General features: G+C 72.3%; 12 protein-coding genes and 1 pseudogene. 2 read left to right on the forward strand and 11 right to left on the reverse strand.

What is annotated here, in order from left to right; all coding sequences use genetic code 11:
- The 9 genes and pseudogenes from RIF68_RS07780 to RIF68_RS07820 all read right to left on the reverse strand — a co-directional run.
- Positions 1–406, reverse strand: a pseudogene (locus RIF68_RS07780) (pseudouridine synthase); the annotation flags it as partial.
- Positions 406–1,008 (reverse strand): SMC-Scp complex subunit ScpB, encoded by a 603-nt coding sequence (gene scpB / locus RIF68_RS07785; protein ID WP_309050404.1) that lies wholly within the window; start codon positions 1,006–1,008, stop codon positions 406–408. The pseudogene RIF68_RS07780 and the gene scpB, both read right to left, overlap by 1 nt.
- Positions 1,005–2,012, reverse strand: coding sequence for a segregation/condensation protein A (locus RIF68_RS07790; protein ID WP_309050405.1), 1,008 nt, complete (start codon positions 2,010–2,012; stop codon positions 1,005–1,007). Before RIF68_RS07790 ends, scpB begins: the two co-directional genes overlap by 4 nt.
- A 47-nt stretch (positions 2,013–2,059) precedes the next feature.
- A complete protein-coding gene (locus RIF68_RS07795) occupies positions 2,060–2,536 on the reverse strand; it encodes a hypothetical protein (protein ID WP_309050414.1) in 477 nt (158 codons plus the stop codon).
- A complete protein-coding gene (locus RIF68_RS07800) occupies positions 2,533–3,558 on the reverse strand; it encodes a ParA family protein (protein ID WP_030212665.1) in 1,026 nt (341 codons plus the stop codon). Before RIF68_RS07800 ends, RIF68_RS07795 begins: the two co-directional genes overlap by 4 nt.
- A 447-nt stretch (positions 3,559–4,005) precedes the next feature.
- Positions 4,006–5,121, reverse strand: a complete 1,116-nt coding sequence (ald, locus tag RIF68_RS07805) for an alanine dehydrogenase (RefSeq protein WP_309050406.1) — start codon at positions 5,119–5,121, stop codon at positions 4,006–4,008.
- 147 nt (positions 5,122–5,268) lie between these two features.
- Positions 5,269–7,254, reverse strand: coding sequence for an NB-ARC domain-containing protein (locus RIF68_RS07810; protein ID WP_309050407.1), 1,986 nt, complete (start codon positions 7,252–7,254; stop codon positions 5,269–5,271).
- A gap of 189 nt (positions 7,255–7,443) precedes the next feature.
- Complete coding sequence (locus RIF68_RS07815; protein ID WP_309050408.1) at positions 7,444–8,076, reverse strand: NUDIX hydrolase; 633 nt, start codon at positions 8,074–8,076, stop codon at positions 7,444–7,446.
- A 79-nt stretch (positions 8,077–8,155) separates the two neighbouring features.
- The gene (locus RIF68_RS07820) at positions 8,156–9,814 is read right to left on the reverse strand and encodes a CTP synthase (protein ID WP_309050409.1); all 1,659 of its coding nucleotides are present in this window, start codon (positions 9,812–9,814) and stop codon (positions 8,156–8,158) included.
- A gap of 511 nt (positions 9,815–10,325) precedes the next feature.
- Here RIF68_RS07820 and RIF68_RS07825 point away from each other — a divergent pair.
- A complete protein-coding gene (locus RIF68_RS07825; RefSeq protein ID WP_309050410.1) occupies positions 10,326–12,128 on the forward strand; it encodes a glycoside hydrolase family 15 protein in 1,803 nt (600 codons plus the stop codon).
- A 60-nt stretch (positions 12,129–12,188) separates the two neighbouring features.
- Here RIF68_RS07825 and RIF68_RS07830 read toward each other — a convergent pair whose 3' ends face one another.
- Together RIF68_RS07830 and RIF68_RS07835 are read right to left on the reverse strand one after the other, a co-directional pair.
- Positions 12,189–13,835 carry an NAD(P)/FAD-dependent oxidoreductase gene (locus RIF68_RS07830; protein ID WP_309050411.1) on the reverse strand — a complete coding sequence of 549 codons (1,647 nt, stop codon included), beginning with the start codon at positions 13,833–13,835 and terminating at the stop codon, positions 12,189–12,191.
- Between the two features lie 154 nt (positions 13,836–13,989).
- Positions 13,990–15,507 (reverse strand): APC family permease, encoded by a 1,518-nt coding sequence (locus RIF68_RS07835; protein WP_309050412.1) that lies wholly within the window; start codon positions 15,505–15,507, stop codon positions 13,990–13,992.
- 161 nt (positions 15,508–15,668) lie between these two features.
- Between RIF68_RS07835 and RIF68_RS07840 the strand changes: the two genes are divergently transcribed.
- Positions 15,669–16,728: PucR family transcriptional regulator ligand-binding domain-containing protein (locus RIF68_RS07840; RefSeq protein ID WP_309050413.1), on the forward strand; the 1,060-nt coding region annotated here is incomplete at its 3' end.

The following is a 16,728-nucleotide window of genomic DNA, read 5'->3' on the forward strand; positions in this document are numbered from 1 at the left end:
GCTCGCCCTCCTGCTCGGCGCCGGGGAAGGTCTTCGGGGTCTTGATCTCGGGCTTGTTGGCGTACCGCTCGCGGTTGCGCTCCTCCGCCCGGGTCTCGTACTCGCGCGAGCGCGCCGGGGCCGTACGGCCGCCGCCCCGCTTCGGGGACTGCTTCGGGCCGCCCTTGGCACCGCCGCGGGCGGCGTCGCCGCGTCCGCGCTTCGGGCCGTCGGAGGGACGCCCGGCCAGGCCGTCGACGTCGTAACCCCGCTCCTCGGGACGGGGCCGGCGGGGGCGGCCCGCGCCCGCGCTCTGGCCGCGCTCGTCGCGGCCGTTCCCCGCACCCCTGTAGTTGCCGCGGCCGCCGCTCTTGGCACCACGGCTCCCGCCGTTGTTTCCGCTGTTCCTGCCGCTGCTGCTTCGCATCAAACTTCCGTCGTCTTCTCGGTCTCGTCCGCATCGGGCTCGAACGACGGAACGCCTTCCAGGGAGTCCGGCTCGACCGCCTCGGCCTCCGGGAGGAAGGGGGCGAGCTCGGGGAGTTCGTCCAGGCCGCGCAGGCCCATCCGCTCCAGGAAGTAGTTCGTCGTCCTGTACAGGATCGCACCTGTTTCGGGTTCCGCGCCCGCCTCCTCCACCAGACCCCTCTGGAGGAGGGTCCGCATGACCCCGTCGCAGTTGACCCCGCGGACGGCGGAGACCCGGGAACGGCTGACCGGCTGGCGGTACGCGACGACCGCGAGGGTCTCCAGGGCCGCGCGGGTGAGCCGGGCCTGCTGGCCGTCGAGCAGGAAGGCCTCGACGGCGGCGGCGTGGGCGGGGCGGGTGTAGAAACGCCAGCCGCCCGCGACCTGCCGCAGCTCGAAACCGCGGCCCTGGGCGGTGTACTCGGCGGCCAGCTCGCGCAGGGCGTCCGCCACCTCCAGGGGGGTGCGGTCCAGGACCCGGGCGAGGTGCTGCTCGGTGGCGGGCTCGTCGACGACCATGAGGACGGCTTCGAGGGCGGGCTTGAGGTCGCTGTCGCTCATGCGAGGGCCTCCTGGTCGAACTCGTCGGTGACGGTGGGCGTGGCGCCCGTCCCGGCGTCCCCGCCCGTCCAGGAGACGGTGAGGTCCCCGAGGGGGCTCTCCTGGTCGAGGGCGACCGCCTTCTCCCGGTAGAGCTCCAGGAGGGCGAGGAAACGGGCGACGACGGTGAGGGTGTCCCCGGCGTCCTCGGCCAGCTCCTGGAAGCTCGCCGTGCCGCGCTCCCGCAGCAGGGCCACGACCAGGGCGGCCTGTTCGCGGACGCTGACGAGGGGGGCGTGGATGTGGTCGACGTACACCTCGGGCTCGGGCCGGGGCCGCATGGCCTGCGCGGCCAGCTTCGCGAGACCCTCGGGACCGATGGTGAGGACGACCTCGGGGAGCAGGGCGGCATGGTGCGGTTCGAGCCCGACGGTCCGGGGGTGACGCCGGCCCTCCGTCTCCCACCGCTCCTCCAGGATCTCGGAGATCCGCTTGTACGCGCGGTACTGGAGGAGCCGGGCGAACAGCAGGTCACGGGCCTCCAGGAGGGCGAGGTCGGCCTCGTCCTCCACCTCGGCGGCGGGCAGCAGCCGGGCGGCCTTGAGGTCGAGCAGGGTGGCGGCGACGACCAGGAACTCGGTGGTCTGGTCGAGGTCCCCGTCGGGGCCGAGGGCCCGGATGTGGGCCATGAACTCGTCGGTGACCTGGGAGAGGGCGACCTCGGTGACGTCCAGCTTGTGCTTGGTGATCAGCTGGAGGAGCAGGTCGAAGGGTCCCTCGAAGTTCGCCAGGCGCACGGTGAACCGGGCGTCCTCGCCGTCCGGGGCCCGCGCCGGAAGGCCCGTCTCCCGGTCCCGCGCCGGCTCCGCCTCCCGGTCCGGTACGCCGCCCGGCGCGCCGTGCGCCTCACGGTCCGGGCCCGGCTCGGTGGCCGGGCCGGACCCGGGGGCCGGTTCCCCGTCGGGGCCGCGCCCGGGGGCGCGGCGGCGCGGCGGGCGGGACGTTTCGTCGGGGGGGCGGTGCATGGGGCGGATCCAGGGGGAGCGGGGGCGCGGCAGCCCGCAGGCTACCCTCAGCGGCCGCGCAGACGGCGGACGAGGATGCTCGCGTCGCCGCGGGACTCCAGGTCCGCCAGGACCACGGCGACCGCCTCACGGACGATTCTGCCCCGGTCGACGGCGAGGCCGTGCTCGCCCCTGAGCACGAGCCGGGCGTGCTCCAGGTCCATCAGCTCCTCGGCGGAGACGTAGACCGTGATCTTCTCGTCGTGGCGCTCGCGTCCGCTCGGCCGGCGCGCCGCGGGACGTCCGCCGCGCCGCCGGGGCGCCGCGCCGACGGCGGGCTTGCCGGCCGGGGACGTCTCGGGCTCCGCCGCGCGGGCGCGCGGCTCGGCCGTCTCGGAGGCCGCCGCGGTGTGCTCCGCGGGGCCTTCGGCCGCCGTCGTGTCGCTCTCCCCCGCCGGAGCGGGGACGGTGCGGCGGGGCGAGGACGCCTGGAGCGCCGTCCCCCCGGTCGTACGGAAGAGTTCGTCGGCCCCGGGCAGACTCACTCGGCGTGACACCGGGCGAGCACCTCCCTGGCGAGCTGACGGTAGGCGGCGGCGCCCACGGAGTTGGAGGCGTACGTGGTGATGGGCTCGCCGGCGACCGTCGTCTCCGGGAAGCGCACGGTCCGGCCGATCACCGTGTGGTACACGTGGTCGTCGAAGGCCTCGACGACGCGCGCGAGGACCTCGCGGCTGTGCACGGTCCGGGAGTCGTACATCGTGGCGAGGATGCCGTCGAGCTCCAGCTCGGGGTTGAGCCGCTCCTGGACCTTCTCGATGGTCTCGGTCAGCAGGGCGACCCCGCGCAGGGCGAAGAACTCGCATTCCAGCGGCACGATGACCTTGTGAGCCGCCGTCAGGGCGTTGACGGTCAGCAGGCCGAGCGAGGGCTGACAGTCGATCACGATGTAGTCGTAGTCGTTCATCAGCGGCTTCAGGGCGCGCTGGAGCGTGGACTCGCGCGCGACCTCGCTGACCAGCTGCACCTCGGCGGCCGAGAGGTCGATGTTGCTCGGCAGCAGGTCCATGTTGGGCACGGCGGTCTTCAGGAGCACCTCGTCCGCCGACATGCCCCGCTCCATGAGCAGGTTGTAGACGGTGAGGTCGAGCTCCATCGGGTTCACGCCGAGGCCCACCGAGAGGGCTCCCTGCGGGTCGAAGTCGACGAGCAGCACCCGCCGCCCGTACTCCGCGAGCGCGGCGCCCAGGTTGATGGTCGACGTGGTCTTGCCGACGCCGCCCTTCTGGTTGCACATCGCGATGATCTTCGCGGGCCCGTGGTCGGTCAGCGGGCCCGGGATCGGGAAGTACGGCAGGGGCCGTCCGGTGGGACCGATCCGCTCGCGGCGCTGCCGGGCCGCGTCGGGCGCGAGGGTGGCCGCGTACTCCGGATCGGGCTCGTACTCGGCGTCGGGGTCGTAGAAGTGCCCCTCGGGCACCTCGTCGTAGGCGGCGAAGTGGGTGGACTCTCGGCCCATCTCGTTGCCGGCCGTGGCGTTCACGTGTAGGCCGTCCATCGTCTTCATCGTGTGGGCTGTCGTCATGGGCTGGTGCGTCGCGAAGGTCCGCACCGCGACGGAGCCGATCGGGGCACCTGGCGCACCGCTCCCGGGAGTAATTGTCGACTCATTCACAAGTCGTCTTACCTCCTTGGATGTGACCAGGAACATTTATCGATAGGTCAGCGTGGCACCATGCCGACGGTTGGCGACTCTATGGCGTGTCACCGGTCCGCAGCAACACAATCCGCCGGACCCGGCCGGATGTGTCGGCGACCGAACACCTCTCTGTCAAGGGTGCGCGGGCATGCATCCACACGTTTCCGGGGTGTGCGAATCGGTTAAAGGGTTACGTTCGAGGCGAGTTGACCGAACGTTTCGGCGTGGCCGGAGACACAGCCGGCCGGACCTTGTCGAACAAGGTCCGGCCGGGAGCGTGATATTGACGGCACGCGTTGACGGGCCGCGGGAGGGTCAGCCCAGGAGGCTGTTCAGCTCGACGTGGTCGTAGCCGTGGGCCTCGGCGACCTCCTTGTAAACGACCTTGCCGTCATGGGTGTTGAGACCCTTGGCGAGCGCGGCGTCGCGGCGCAGCGCCTCGGCCCAGCCGTTGTTCGCCAGCGACACGATGTAGGGAAGCGTGGCGTTGGTGAGGGCGTAGGTGGAGGTGTTCGGGACCGCGCCGGGCATGTTGGCGACGCAGTAGAAGACCGAGTTGTGGACCTGGAAGGTCGGCTCGGCGTGGGTGGTGGGGTGCGAGTCCTCGAAGCAGCCGCCCTGGTCGATCGCGATGTCGACAAGGACACTTCCGGGCTTCATCTTGGCGACGAGCTCGTTGGTGACCAGCTTCGGGGCCTTGGCGCCCGGGATGAGGACGGCGCCGATGACGAGGTCGGCCTCGACGACGGCCTTCTCCAGCTCGAAGGCGTTGGAGACGATCGTCTGCACCTGGGTGCCGAAGATCCGGTCGGCCTCGCGGAGCTTGTTGATGTCCTTGTCGAGCAGGGTGACGTGGAAGCCCATGCCGACGGCGATCTGGGTCGCGTTCCAGCCGGAGACGCCGCCACCGATGACGACGGCCTTGCCGGCCTGGGTGCCGGGGACGCCGCCGGGGAGGACGCCACGGCCGCCGGCCGAGCGCATCAGGTGGTAGGCGCCGACCTGCGGGGCCAGGCGGCCCGCGACCTCGGACATCGGGGCGAGCAGCGGGAGCGCGCGGTTCGCGGTCTCGACCGTCTCGTACGCGATGGCGGTGGTGCCGGACTCCAGGAGGGCGTCCGTGCACTCCTTGGAGGCGGCCAGGTGCAGGTAGGTGAAGAGGGTCTGGTCCTTGCGGAGGCGGTGGTACTCCTCCGCGATCGGCTCCTTCACCTTGAGGAGCAGGTCGGCGGTGGCCCAGACCTCGTCGGCGGTGGGGAGGATCTCGGCGCCGGCGGCGACGTACTCCTCGTCCGTGATCGAGGAGCCGACACCGGCGTTCTGCTCGATGAAGACCTGGTGGCCGTGGCGGACGAGCTCGTGGACACCGGCGGGGGTGATGGCCACGCGGAACTCGTTGTTCTTGACCTCGCGGGGGATGCCGACCTTCATCGTCGATCACGGTCCTTGAATCAGGGGGATAACTGGGGGCACTGCGTTACATACCCGGATGCACGGCGGCACACCGGGGCAGACCACGTTCGAACGCGGCGCAACCAGTCTAATGAAGGAGTTCCCGCTGTCTAGCCTTTCAAAGTACTAATCTTCTGCGGACCCACTGCGGATTTCGTAGGCAGAGGATTCCGTTTCCAGCAGGCGCTCCGCCGCGGCCCGGTGCAGCCGGGCGGCCGCCGGGTCGCCGAGCCGGTCGAGGGTGTCGGCCAGCCGCAGCTGGAGGGCGGCCTGCAGCCGGGTGTCCTGGGCCCGGCGGGCCCACTCGACCGCTTCCTCGCAGGTCCGCAGCGACTCCTCGGGCCGGCCCGCGTACTCCTGGACCCGGGCCGCCTCGCTCAACGCCCGTGCGTGGCCGGGGAGATCGCCGAGCCTGCGGTAGCCGGCCGCGGCGGCGCGCCAGTTCCGCAGCGCCTCGCCGTACCGTCCGGCGTAGGTCTGTACGGCGCCGAGGCGGGCGTACAGGCGGGCCTGGTCGGCGCGCTCGTCGCGGGCGAGCCGCTGCGCGAGCGCCCGCCCGTACCAGTCGCCGGCCCGGTGCCAGTCCCCCAGCTCCTGGTACGTACCGCCTACGGATTCCATCGCCCGGCCGACGGCGTACGGGTCGTTCGCCGCCCTCCCGGCGTCCAGGGCGGCCCGGTAGCGCAGCAGCGCCTCCCCGGTACGGCCCGTCCTGGCGTCGAGGTCGCCGAGGTTCAGCAGGGCGGCGGCCCGCTCGCGGTGGAGTCCGCGCCGCTCGGCCACGTCCAGGACCAGCCGGTGCAGGCCGTACAGCTCGGGGGCGGCGGCCTCGGCGCCCCGGTGGGCGGCGAGCGCCCGGACCAGGGAGGCGATCAGGCGGCGGGCGAGGGTGTCGAGCTCGCCGTCGGCGACGGCGAGGCGGGCCGAGGCGAGCAGGAAGGGCTGCCGCGAGCGCAGCCACTCGGCGCCCGTCGCGGTGGTCGGGAAGCGCAGCGCGCGGGGCAGGCCGGAGAGCCTGCGGCGGGCGGGCGACCCCTCCGGTTCGGTGACCGCGCGGCAGGACTGGAGGAGCCGTACGGTCCGCTCCAGCATCCGGGCCCGGGCGAGCTGCACCTCGGCGGGCCGGTCGTGCTCCTCCAGACCGGCGCGGAGCAGGGGGACGAGGTGGCCCGGCAGCTCGTACTGACCCTCCCCGGCCTCCCGGACCAGCCCCAGCCGGACGAAGTCGGCGAGGGTGGTGGCGGCGGCAGAGACCGAGCAGCCGGCCAGGGCGGAGGCGGTGTGGGCGTCGGCCCGGCCGAGGGGCGCGAGCGAGAGGAATCGCAGTATCCGGGCGGCCGGCTGGGGCAGGGCCTCGTGGGCGAGCAGGAACGCCCGGGTGAGCGGGTCGCCGGCGCGGGCGCGCAGCCGCTTGGCCAGGTCGGCGACGGACGCCTTGGGACGGCCTGCGAGCCAGCCGCCGGCGAGGACGACGGCGGCGGGCAGTCCGCCGCACTCCTCGACCAGGGTCTCCGCGGCCTGCGGGTCGACGGTCACCTTCACCGTGCCGGTGAAGGTGGTGAGCAGTTCGATCGCGGACTTCGGGTCGAGGCCGCCGACCGTGCAGGGGCGGACGTCCGGAATGCCGGTGAGCGGGCCACGGGACACGGCGACCACCAGACAGTCCGGGTCGTCGGGGATCAGCGGGTCGGCCTGCTCCGCGTCCACGGCGTCGTCGAGCAGCAGGAGCGCGCGGCGCCCGGCGAGGGCGCCCCGCACCAGTTCGGTGAGCTCCTCCTCCCCGGCGCCGGGCGGTTCGGCGACACCGAGGGCGGCGAGCAGCTCCTGGGCGGCGCGGGCGGTGGGGACGGGGTCGCCACCGGGTTCGGTGAGCCGGGCACGGAAGACGCCGCCGGGGTAGCGGTCGGCGAGCGAGGCGGTCAGCTCCTCGGCGAGCGAGGTACGTCCCGAGCCGGGCTTTCCCGCGATCAGCAGGACGCGGGCGCGGGGTGCCTTGCGGCCGGTGAGGGTGTCGAGACCGGTCCGCTCGATGTCGGCGCGCAGTGCCTTGAGCTCCCGCTGCCGGCCGAAGAACTGCCGGCTGCCGGCCGCTGCCACCGCCTGATCCGTCACGGGCCACGCTCCCGTCCACCTGCGCACGAGCCGATCCCGCGGGGTCTCCGCACGGGTGTTTCCGAGCGTAGTTCAGCCCACGGTGCGCCCCTGGCGGAGCGCGGCGGACACATCCCCCGATCGGATCAGCCGATGGTCACACCACGCTTCGCCTACCCCGCTCCGGGGCGTCCGCCACCCGCCCCGCCGCTACGGCTGGAAGGGCCGCGCCGGCCAGGGCGCCTCGGCGGGGCGGAGGGAGTCCAGGCCGTCGGTGGTGGCCCGGGCCGCCGCGAGGGACAGCACCCCCACCACGAGGCAGTTGTTGTGCAGCTCCCCCGCCAGCACCCCCCGCACCAGCTCCTCCACCGGCACCCGCGCCAGCTCCATGTCCGCCTCCTCCTCCGCGACCTCGAACCGCTCGCCCTCCGCCTCGGAGAGGTCCCGCGCGAGGAAGATCCGTACGGCCTCGTCGCAGCCGCCCGGCGTCGTGTAGACGTCGGTCAGGACCCGCCAGTCCCCGGCCTTGACGTGCGCCTCCTCGTACAGCTCGCGCTGGGCCGCGTGCAGCGGGTTCTCGCCGGGCACGTCGAGCAGCCCGGCCGGGATCTCCCAGAGCTTCTGCCGCACCGGGTGGCGGTACTGCCGGAGCACGACGACCCGGTCCCGCTCGTCCAGGGCGAGGACGGCGACCGAACCGGGGTGGACCTGGTAGTCACGGTTCACCACCGTGCCGTCCGGCATGACCACCTTGTCCGTGCGGACACTCGTCTTGTTGCCCGTGAAGGGGGTCGCGCTCGCGACGACCTGCCACTCCTCCGCGGTGTCCTGCACCTGCTGCATCGTTCTTCCTCCCACGTGCGAAAAAGCCGGGGTACGCGCCCCTCAGGACGCGTACCCCGGCAACGTTAACCCCAGGCGCCTACTCGGCCGACGCGCCCGTCTTGCGCTCGACGGCCGCCTTGACCAGGCCCGCGAAGAGGGGGTGCGGGCGGGTGGGGCGGGACTTCAGCTCCGGGTGCGCCTGCGTGGCGACCAGGTAGGGGTGGATCTCGCGCGGGTACTCGACGAACTCGACGAGCTTGTTGTCCGGGGAGGTGCCGGAGAAGACCAGGCCGGCCTTCTTCTCCAGCTCCGCGCGGTAGGCGTTGTTCACCTCGTAGCGGTGGCGGTGGCGCTCCTCCACGTACGGCTGGTCGCCGTAGGCCTCGCGGACGACCGAGCCCTCGGCGAGCTTCGCCGGGTAGAGGCCCAGGCGCATGGTGCCGCCGAGGTCACCGGCGCCCTCCACGTACGCGAGCTGCTCCTCCATCGTGGAGACGACGGGGTGCGCGGTGGCCGGGTCGAACTCGGTGGAGTTGGCCTCGGGGATGTCGGCCAGGTTCCGGGCGGCCTCGATCACGATGCACTGGAGGCCCAGGCAGATGCCGAGCAGCGGCACCTTCTTCTCGCGGGCGTACTGGATCGCGCCGACCTTGCCGCTCACGCCGCGGTCGCCGAAGCCGCCGGGGATGAGGATCGCGTCGACGTCGCCGAGCTGCTTCTCGGCACCGGCCGGGGTCTTGCAGTCGTCGGAGGTGACCCACTTGACCTTGACCCGGGCCTTGTTGGCGAAGCCGCCGGCCCGCATGGCCTCGGTGACCGACAGGTAGGCGTCGGGCAGGTCGATGTACTTGCCGACGAGCGCGACGGTGACCTCGTGCTCGGGGTTGTGGACGCGGTCGAGCAGGTCCTCCCAGACGGTCCAGTCCACGTCGCGGAAGGGCAGGTCGAGCTTGCGGACGACGTAGGCGTCGAGGCCCTCGGTGTGCAGGACCTTCGGAATGTCGTAGATCGACTTGGCGTCGATCGCGGCGACGACGGCGGCCTCGTCCACGTCGCACATCAGGGAGATCTTGCGCTTGATGGCGGTGGGGACCTCGCGGTCGGCGCGCAGCACGATCGCGTCGGGCTGGATGCCGATGTTGCGCAGGGCGGCGACCGAGTGCTGGGTCGGCTTGGTCTTCAGCTCGCCGGAGGGGCCGATGTACGGCAGCAGCGAGATGTGCACGACGAAGACGTTGTCGCGGCCGACCTCGTGGCGGACCTGGCGGACGGTCTCCAGGAACGGCAGGGACTCGATGTCGCCGACCGTGCCGCCGACCTCGGTGATGACGACGTCGACGTCGTCGGTGGCCATGCGGCGGATGCGGGACTTGATCTCGTTGGTGATGTGCGGGATGACCTGCACGGTGTCACCGAGGTACTCGCCGCGCCGCTCCTTGGCGATCACCTGGGAGTAGACCTGGCCGGTGGTGACGTTGGCCGAACCGTCGAGGTCGACGTCGAGGAAGCGCTCGTAGTGGCCGATGTCCAGGTCGGTCTCGGCGCCGTCGTTGGTGACGAACACCTCACCGTGCTGGAAGGGGTTCATCGTGCCGGGGTCGACGTTGAGGTACGGGTCGAGCTTCTGCATCGTGACCCGCAGGCCCCGCGCCTTGAGGAGCGCACCCAGGCTGGAGGCGGTCAGGCCCTTGCCGAGGGAGGAGGCGACACCCCCGGTGACGAAGATGTGCTTGGTCGTCGTGGTGTTGGGCGGCATCGCCAAGAGGGGGCTCCCGTGGTCGCGTTCTGGAGGTGCGTTCCGGCGGCCCCTCGGGAAGAATCGGGGGGTGCCGTCGCTGCGGTTGCGGGGTCCTCGGCTCTCGCCGTTTCCCACCGGTCCACGGGGTACCAGGGTATCAGCGACGAAGGGAGACCGCTTCCGGCCACGCGTGGCAGTCGGGTGCACACGGACCGCGACGCGGCCCTCCGGGGAAGGGCTCTCGGGCGGCGAAAGGCCTGCTCGGCCGCGCTGCTCATCCAGGTGGCGCAGCGCGTTTCGTCCGCGTGATCGCGACGGTCACCCGGACGCGACGTATCCTGCTCGGAACTGCCTGCCGAGCCGGCCGGTCCACCGCACCACCCCGCGCGCCGACCGGAATCACGGGCTCGTCGACGACCCTTTGACCGCTGACCCAGCCGGCCCCGCCTCCCGCCGGGCCGGCACATCAGGCACATTCGTAGCAAGCGCCCCACGGGGCGGACGTGGCCGTTCGACTGGAGTGAAGCACGTGGCCGGGCGTATCGAGGATTACGCACTCATCGGAGACATGCAGACCGCGGCGCTGGTCTGCCGGGACGGCAGTGTCGACTGGCTCTGCCTGCCCCGCTTCGACTCTCACGCGATCTTCGCCGGATTGCTCGGCACGGAGGAGCACGGTTTCTGGCGGGTGGCCCCCGCCGTACCCGAAGGCGCCGAGCCGGCCCATGCCGACCGGCGGCGCTACCGCGGAGACTCGCTCGTCCTGGAGTCGGAATGGGACACCCCGCGCGGCTCGGTCCGGGTGACGGACTTCATGCCGCCGCGTGACGGGGCCCCGCAGCTCATCCGGATCGTGGAGGGGATCAGCGGCCGGGTGCCGATGCGTTCCTCGCTGCGGATGCGGTTCAGCTACGGCCGGGTCGTGCCCTGGGTGCACAAGGTCGGGGACCGTACGGTCGCGGTCGCCGGGCCCGACTCGGTGTGGCTGGACACGGACGCGGAGACGCACGGCGAGCGCCTCACCACGTACTCCGAGTTCACGGTCACCCCGGGCGACCGGATCGCCTTCACGCTGTCCTGGCAGCCCTCGCACAAGGAGCCGCCGCCGCTGCCCGAGCCGGAGGCCGCCCTGGAGGCCACCACCGACTTCTGGCGCGAATGGGTCGACCACTGCACGTACCACGGCCCGTACCGGGAGGCGGTGGTCCGCTCGCTGATCACCCTGAAGGCGCTGACGTACGCGCCGACCGGCGGCATCGTGGCGGCGCCGACGACCTCGCTGCCGGAGGAGATCGGCGGCGTACGGAACTGGGACTACCGCTACACCTGGCTGCGGGACGCGGCGATCACCCTCTCCTCGATGCTCCGCACCGGCTACCGCGACGAGGCCCGCGCCTGGCGGGACTGGCTGCTGCGCGCGGTCGCGGGCGACCCGGAGAACCTCCAGATCATGTACGGCATCGCGGGCGAGCGGGAGCTCGGCGAGGCGGAGCTGGACTGGCTGCCCGGGTACGAGAACTCGGGCCCGGTCCGGGTCGGGAACGGCGCCGCCAACCAGCTCCAGCTGGACGTGTACGGCGAGGTCACCGAGGCGCTCCACCTCGCCCACATGACGGGTCTGTCCCGCAACGACTACGCCGCCCTGCTCCAGCTGAAGCTGATCGAGTACCTGGAGAAGAACTGGAACCAGCCCGACGAGGGCATCTGGGAGGTGCGCGGCCCGCGCCGGCACTTCACGCACTCCAAGGTGATGGCCTGGGTGGCGGTCGACCGGACGATCAAGCTGATCGAGTCCGGGGACGCCGACGGCCCGCTGGAGCGCTGGCGGGAGCTGCGCGACGAGATCCACCGGGACGTGTGCGAGAAGGGCTACGACAAGGAGCGCAACACGTTCACGCAGTCGTACGGCTCGAAGGAGCTGGACGCCTCGCTGCTGCTGATCCCGCAGATGGGCTTCCTGCCGCCGGACGACAAGCGGGTGATCGGCACCATCGAGGCGATCCAGCGGGAGCTGTCCACGGAGGACGGGTTCGTGCTGCGGTACCCGACGGCCGGTGAGGAGGCCGGGGTCGACGGTCTGGAGGGTGACGAGGGCGCGTTCCTGGCGTGCTCGTTCTGGCTGGCGGACGACCTGGCGATGATCGGGCGGGTGGACGAGGCCCGCGTCCTGTTCGAGAAGCTGCTCTCGCTCCGCAACGACCTCGGCCTGCTGGCCGAGGAGTGGGACCCGCGGCTCCAGCGCCAGGTGGGGAACTTCCCGCAGGCCTTCAGCCACGTTCCGCTGATCGACACGGCGCTGCGTCTGACCGCCTCGGGCGCGTACGGCGGCTGACGGACGCGCGGCCGCCGGCCCCGGGGGTGCTCCCCCGGGGCCGGCGTGCGTCCCGGTGCCTCAGCCCAGGGCGTCGATCACCTCCCGGGCCGCGCGCTCGCCCTCGGTGGCGCCGCCTTCCATGAAGCCCTGGAAGTCGTACGAGCAGTGCTCGCCGCCGATGTGCACGTTGCCCTGGGCGGTGCCCTCGTAGCCCGCGTAGCGGTGGAGATAGCCGACGGGCCAGCAGGAGTACGCGCCGAGGGTGTAGGGGTTCTTGTGCCAGGCGGAGAGCTGGGCGCGGCCGGTGTACGCCTTCGAGGTGCCGGGGAAGAAGGCGTCGACGCCCTTGAGGTGCCGGGCGACCAGGTCCCGGACGTACGGGTCGGACTCGGTGGAGAAGGGCCCGGCCGGGTTCAGTGACCGGGCCAGGGTGCCGCCGTGGTACTGGATGAGGATGCCGCCGGTGCCGCCCTGGATCTTGGTGGTGTCCCAGGTCTGCTGGACCTCGGTGTCGGTGAAGCAGTCGCCTGCGGAGACCCCGGGCCAGGGACCGGTGCCGCGCCAGGGGCGGGTGGCGAACTGCATGTTGAGCTTGGTGCAGTGGCCCATGCGGGCGTCCCTGAGCAGATCGCGCATGAGGGGGTCGAAGCCCGCCCGGGAAAGGTCGAGCCCCTGGAGGACGGGCAGCGGGAGACAGAGGACGGTGTGGTCCGCGGTGACGGTGCGGGTGGTGCCGGCCTCGGTGAAGGTGAGCGTCTGGGTGCCGTCGGCGTTGGCGCGCAGGGCCGTCAGGGACCAGCCCATGCGCAGGGTGCCGGGGGCGAGCGCCCCGGCGATGGCGAGGGGGAGCCGGTCGTTGCCGCCGACGACGTGGTAGCGCTCGTTGGACAGGCCCCAGACGTTGAAGTTGCCGGGATTGGTCTGATAGCCCATCAGCAGGACGAGGGCGAGCGAGGACTGCTCGGTGGTGTCGGCGCCGTACTCGACGTTGTAGGCGACGTCGATGAAGCGGCCGAGCGGGGAGGAGTGGCCGCCGGGGACGCGGGTCTCGATCCACTCGTACATCGACATGTTGTCCAGCGCGGTGCCCTCGGGTGTGCTCCGGTTCCACTTCACCTCCCCCGCCTCGATCAGGTCCCGGTGGAGGGCCTGGTAGACGGCCTTGAAGTCCTCGTCGGCCTGGTGGCGCGGGTAGTAGGCGCCGTTGAACCACAGGACCTCCTCGGCCCCGTTCGGCCCGCCGCCGAGGAAGTCCTCGACGGCGAGGCCGAAGCGGCGGCAGAGTTCGAGCATCTTCTTGTGGCTGGTGTCGATCAGTTCACCGCCGATCTCGGACGTCTGCCCGTACGCCCAGTGGCCGCGCTGCGTCCACATGCGCCCGCCCACCCGGGAGGGGTTGGCCTCGTAGAGCACCGGGGTCAGCCCGGCGTCCTGGAGGGTGAGGGCGGCGGTGAGACCGGAGATGCCGGCGCCGACGACGGCGATCCGGGCGGTGCTCCTGACGGGCCGGTCGGGGACGGGCGCGGCGGCAGCGGCGGGACCGGCGGTCGCGGCGCCCGCGCCCGCCGCGAGCCCGGCCGCGGCGGCGTACTTGAGGAGGGTGCGGCGCCCGAGCGCGTCGGAGCGCAGGCCGCGCAGTTCGTCGACGGGGAGGCCGAGCCGGCGGGCGTCGGCGTGTTCGGCGGCCAGGCGGTGCAGGAGGTGCATCGGGTGGGTGCGTGCCATGGGGCTCTCCTGTGCGATGGGGGTGGGTGGGTCCGGCTCCGGTGGCGGTCCGGGGTCCGGGTGGAGCGGCGGCGGTCGGAGGGGGTGGGACGGGGACCGGGACCGGAGTCCGGGGATCGGCCCCGGTGCGCGGCGGGGGATCGGGCCGGTGGGATCAGCCCCGGGGCGCCACGACGGGCTCGGGCTCGGGGGCTTTGTCCTCGCGTTCGACGGCGTCCTCCAGGACGATCCGGCCGATGACCTCGTAGCGCTCGGGCCGCCTGGCCCTGAGGTACAGGCCGAGGCCGAGGCCGCCGAGGAAGACGAGGCCGACGATCCACGGGATGGCATCGAAGAAGAGGGAGTCGGCGGCGAGTCCGGCCGCGGTCTCCATGTTGACGACGAGCAGTACGACCACGGCGGTCATGCCGATCCCGCCGAGGAGCGGCGCGGTGAGGGTCCTGAACCAGTGCCGGTCCTCGGGGTGGTTCTTGCGGAAGTAGCCGATGACCGCGAAGGAGCAGAGGGTCTGGACGATGAGGATCGCCATCGTCCCGAGGATGGCGAGCAGGGTGTAGAGGTGGATGTACGGGTCCTGGCCGGTGAGCCAGAAGGCGGCCACGAGGGCGACGGCGACGGCGCTCTGGGTGAAGGAGGCGATGTACGGCGAGCCGTGCCGGGCGTGCGTACGGCCGAGGGCCGGGTGGAGGAAGCCCTCGCGGCCGATGGCGTACAGGTAGCGGGAGGCGCACTGGTGGAAGGCCATGCCGCAGGCGAAGGAGCCGGTGAGCAGCAGCCACTGGAAGGCGTCCACGGCCCAGGCGCCGATGTAGGACCGGGTGGGCGCGAAGAACAGGTCGAGGGGGGTGGCGGAGGAGGAGAGGGTCACGGAGCCGGCGAGGCCGCTTCCGGCGATCGTCATCCATGACACGTAGATGTAGAAGAGGCCGACGCCGATGACGGAGATCAGGGTGGCGCGCGGGATGACCCGCTTGGGGTCGCGGGACTCCTCGCCGTACATCGCGGTGGACTCGAAGCCCACCCACGACCAGAAGGCGAAGAAGAGGCCGAGACCGGCGGAGGCGCCGGTGAAGGCGTTCTTGGGGTTGACGGGCTCCAGGGGTATCCCGTCGGGTCCGCCGCCGGCGAGCAGGACGGCGGTGGCGACCGCGAAGAGGACGGCGATCTCCGCGATCAGCATGACGCCGAGTGCTTTGGCCGTGAGGTTGATGTCGAAGTAGGAGAGGACGGCGGTGACGGCCAGCATGACGGCGGCGTAGAGGATCCACGGCAGGTCCACGCCGAGCTGGTCGGCGACGGTCGTCCGGGTGAAATAGGCGAAGACACCGACGATCGAGGCCTCGAAGACGATGTACGCGAGGACGGCGAGCATGCCGGAGGCCATGCCGGCGATCCGGCCGAGGCCGTGCGAGATGTAGCCGTAGAAGGCGCCGGCGGCGGTGATCCGCCGGGCCATGGCGACGTAGCCGACCGAGAAGACGGTCAGGACGAGGGTCGCGAAGAGGTAGCCGGCGGGCGCGCCGGTGCCGTTGCCGAAGCCGACGGCGATGGGGAGGTTGCCGGTCATGGCGGTGATCGGGGCGGCGGTGGCGACGGCCATGAAGACGACGCCGACCAGACCGACGGAGTTCGCCTTGAGCCGGTGGACCTCTGGGGTGGATTTCTCTGCCATGGCGCGAGAGCATCCTCGCGAGTGACGTAGGCCACAATCGACAAGCGGTCGCACAATTCACGCCACGGGGCGACGAGTTGTCGCCCCGGAGGACCGGCGGTCCGGTCCCGTGACCGTGGGGTGATGTCGCGGAAACACGGACGCGGGTAGCGTCCGGGCCCATGGAGAGTCAGGGCGGGATCACCGTGCGGCGGGCCCTCGAGCTCCCGGGTCTGCGCGGCGGGCTCCCGGAGGTCGTGGCGTGCGCGGACCGGCTGCACCGGACGGTGCGCTGGGTGCACGCGGGCGAGGTGCCGAACATCGCCTCGCTGCTCAAGGGCGGCGAGCTGCTGCTCACGACGGGGCTGGGCCTCGGGACCCGCCCGGCCGAGCAGCGGGCCTTCGTGCGGCGGCTCGCGGACCGGGGCATCGCCGCGCTCGTGGTCGAGCTGGGTCCGCGCTTCGACCGGCTGCCGGCGACGATCGTGGAGACGGCGCGGGCGGCGGGTCTGCCGCTGGTGCAGTTGCACCGCGAAGTGCCGTTCGTGGCGGTGACGGAGGAGATCCACACCGAGATCGTCAACGGCCACTACGCGCTCCAGCGGCAGGCCGAGGAGGTGCACCGGCAGTGCACCGAGGCGCTGCTCGGCGGTGGCGGGGTGCCGCAGGTGCTCCGCATCCTGTCGGACTTCGCCGCCAACCCCGTCTTTCTGGAGACGGCGGACGGGCAGCTGCTGTACGCGGCGGGCACCGCGCCCGGTCCGGCGGATCCGCTCCAGGTGTGGGACGGGCTGCGCGGCCGGCGGGCGGCCCGCGAGTCGGGTCCGCCGACCGGCACGGTCCTCGTCGACGTGCCGGGCGGCGGGCCGGGAGCGGGTTCCGTACGGGCCCGGCTCGTCGTCCTCGCTGTCTCCGGTGCGCCGGCTCCCGTGCACCGGATGGCCGCCGAGCGGGCGGCGGGGCTGCTGGCCGTGGTGCTGATGCAGGCCCGGCAGGAGGAGGAGCTCGCCGCACGCGGCCGGGGTGATTTCCTGACGGACCTGGCGGAGGGGCGGATCTCGGCGGAGGACGCCCCGGCGCAGGCCCGGGTGCTCGGCTTCCGGCCGGGTGACGGGCCGCTGCTGCCGGTGGTGATGCGCCTGGCGGCGGAGTTGTCCCCGGCGGGGAACTGGGCGCTGCTGGCCCGGGCCGTCCTGGAGGAGCTGGCCTCCGTCGGGGTGCCCGTGCTGCTCGGTGTCCGGC

This window comes from Streptomyces sp. (assembly GCF_031178505.1).
GTDB lineage: Bacteria > Actinomycetota > Actinomycetes > Streptomycetales > Streptomycetaceae > Streptomyces > Streptomyces gulbargensis.

Bases quoted from the DNA above. Each gene is read 5' to 3' on its own strand.
- scpB (WP_309050404.1), bottom strand. From the start codon at position 1,008: ATGAGCGACAGCGACCTCAAGCCCGCCCTCGAAGCCGTCCTCATGGTC.
- RIF68_RS07790 (WP_309050405.1), bottom strand. From the start codon at position 2,012: ATGCACCGCCCCCCCGACGAAACGTCCCGCCCGCCGCGCCGCCGCGCC.
- RIF68_RS07800 (WP_030212665.1), bottom strand. From the start codon at position 3,558: ATGAAGACGATGGACGGCCTACACGTGAACGCCACGGCCGGCAACGAG.
- ald (WP_309050406.1), bottom strand. From the start codon at position 5,121: ATGAAGGTCGGCATCCCCCGCGAGGTCAAGAACAACGAGTTCCGCGTG.
- RIF68_RS07815 (WP_309050408.1), bottom strand. From the start codon at position 8,076: ATGCAGCAGGTGCAGGACACCGCGGAGGAGTGGCAGGTCGTCGCGAGC.
- RIF68_RS07820 (WP_309050409.1), bottom strand. From the start codon at position 9,814: ATGCCGCCCAACACCACGACGACCAAGCACATCTTCGTCACCGGGGGT.
- RIF68_RS07830 (WP_309050411.1), bottom strand. From the start codon at position 13,835: ATGGCACGCACCCACCCGATGCACCTCCTGCACCGCCTGGCCGCCGAA.
- RIF68_RS07835 (WP_309050412.1), bottom strand. From the start codon at position 15,507: ATGGCAGAGAAATCCACCCCAGAGGTCCACCGGCTCAAGGCGAACTCC.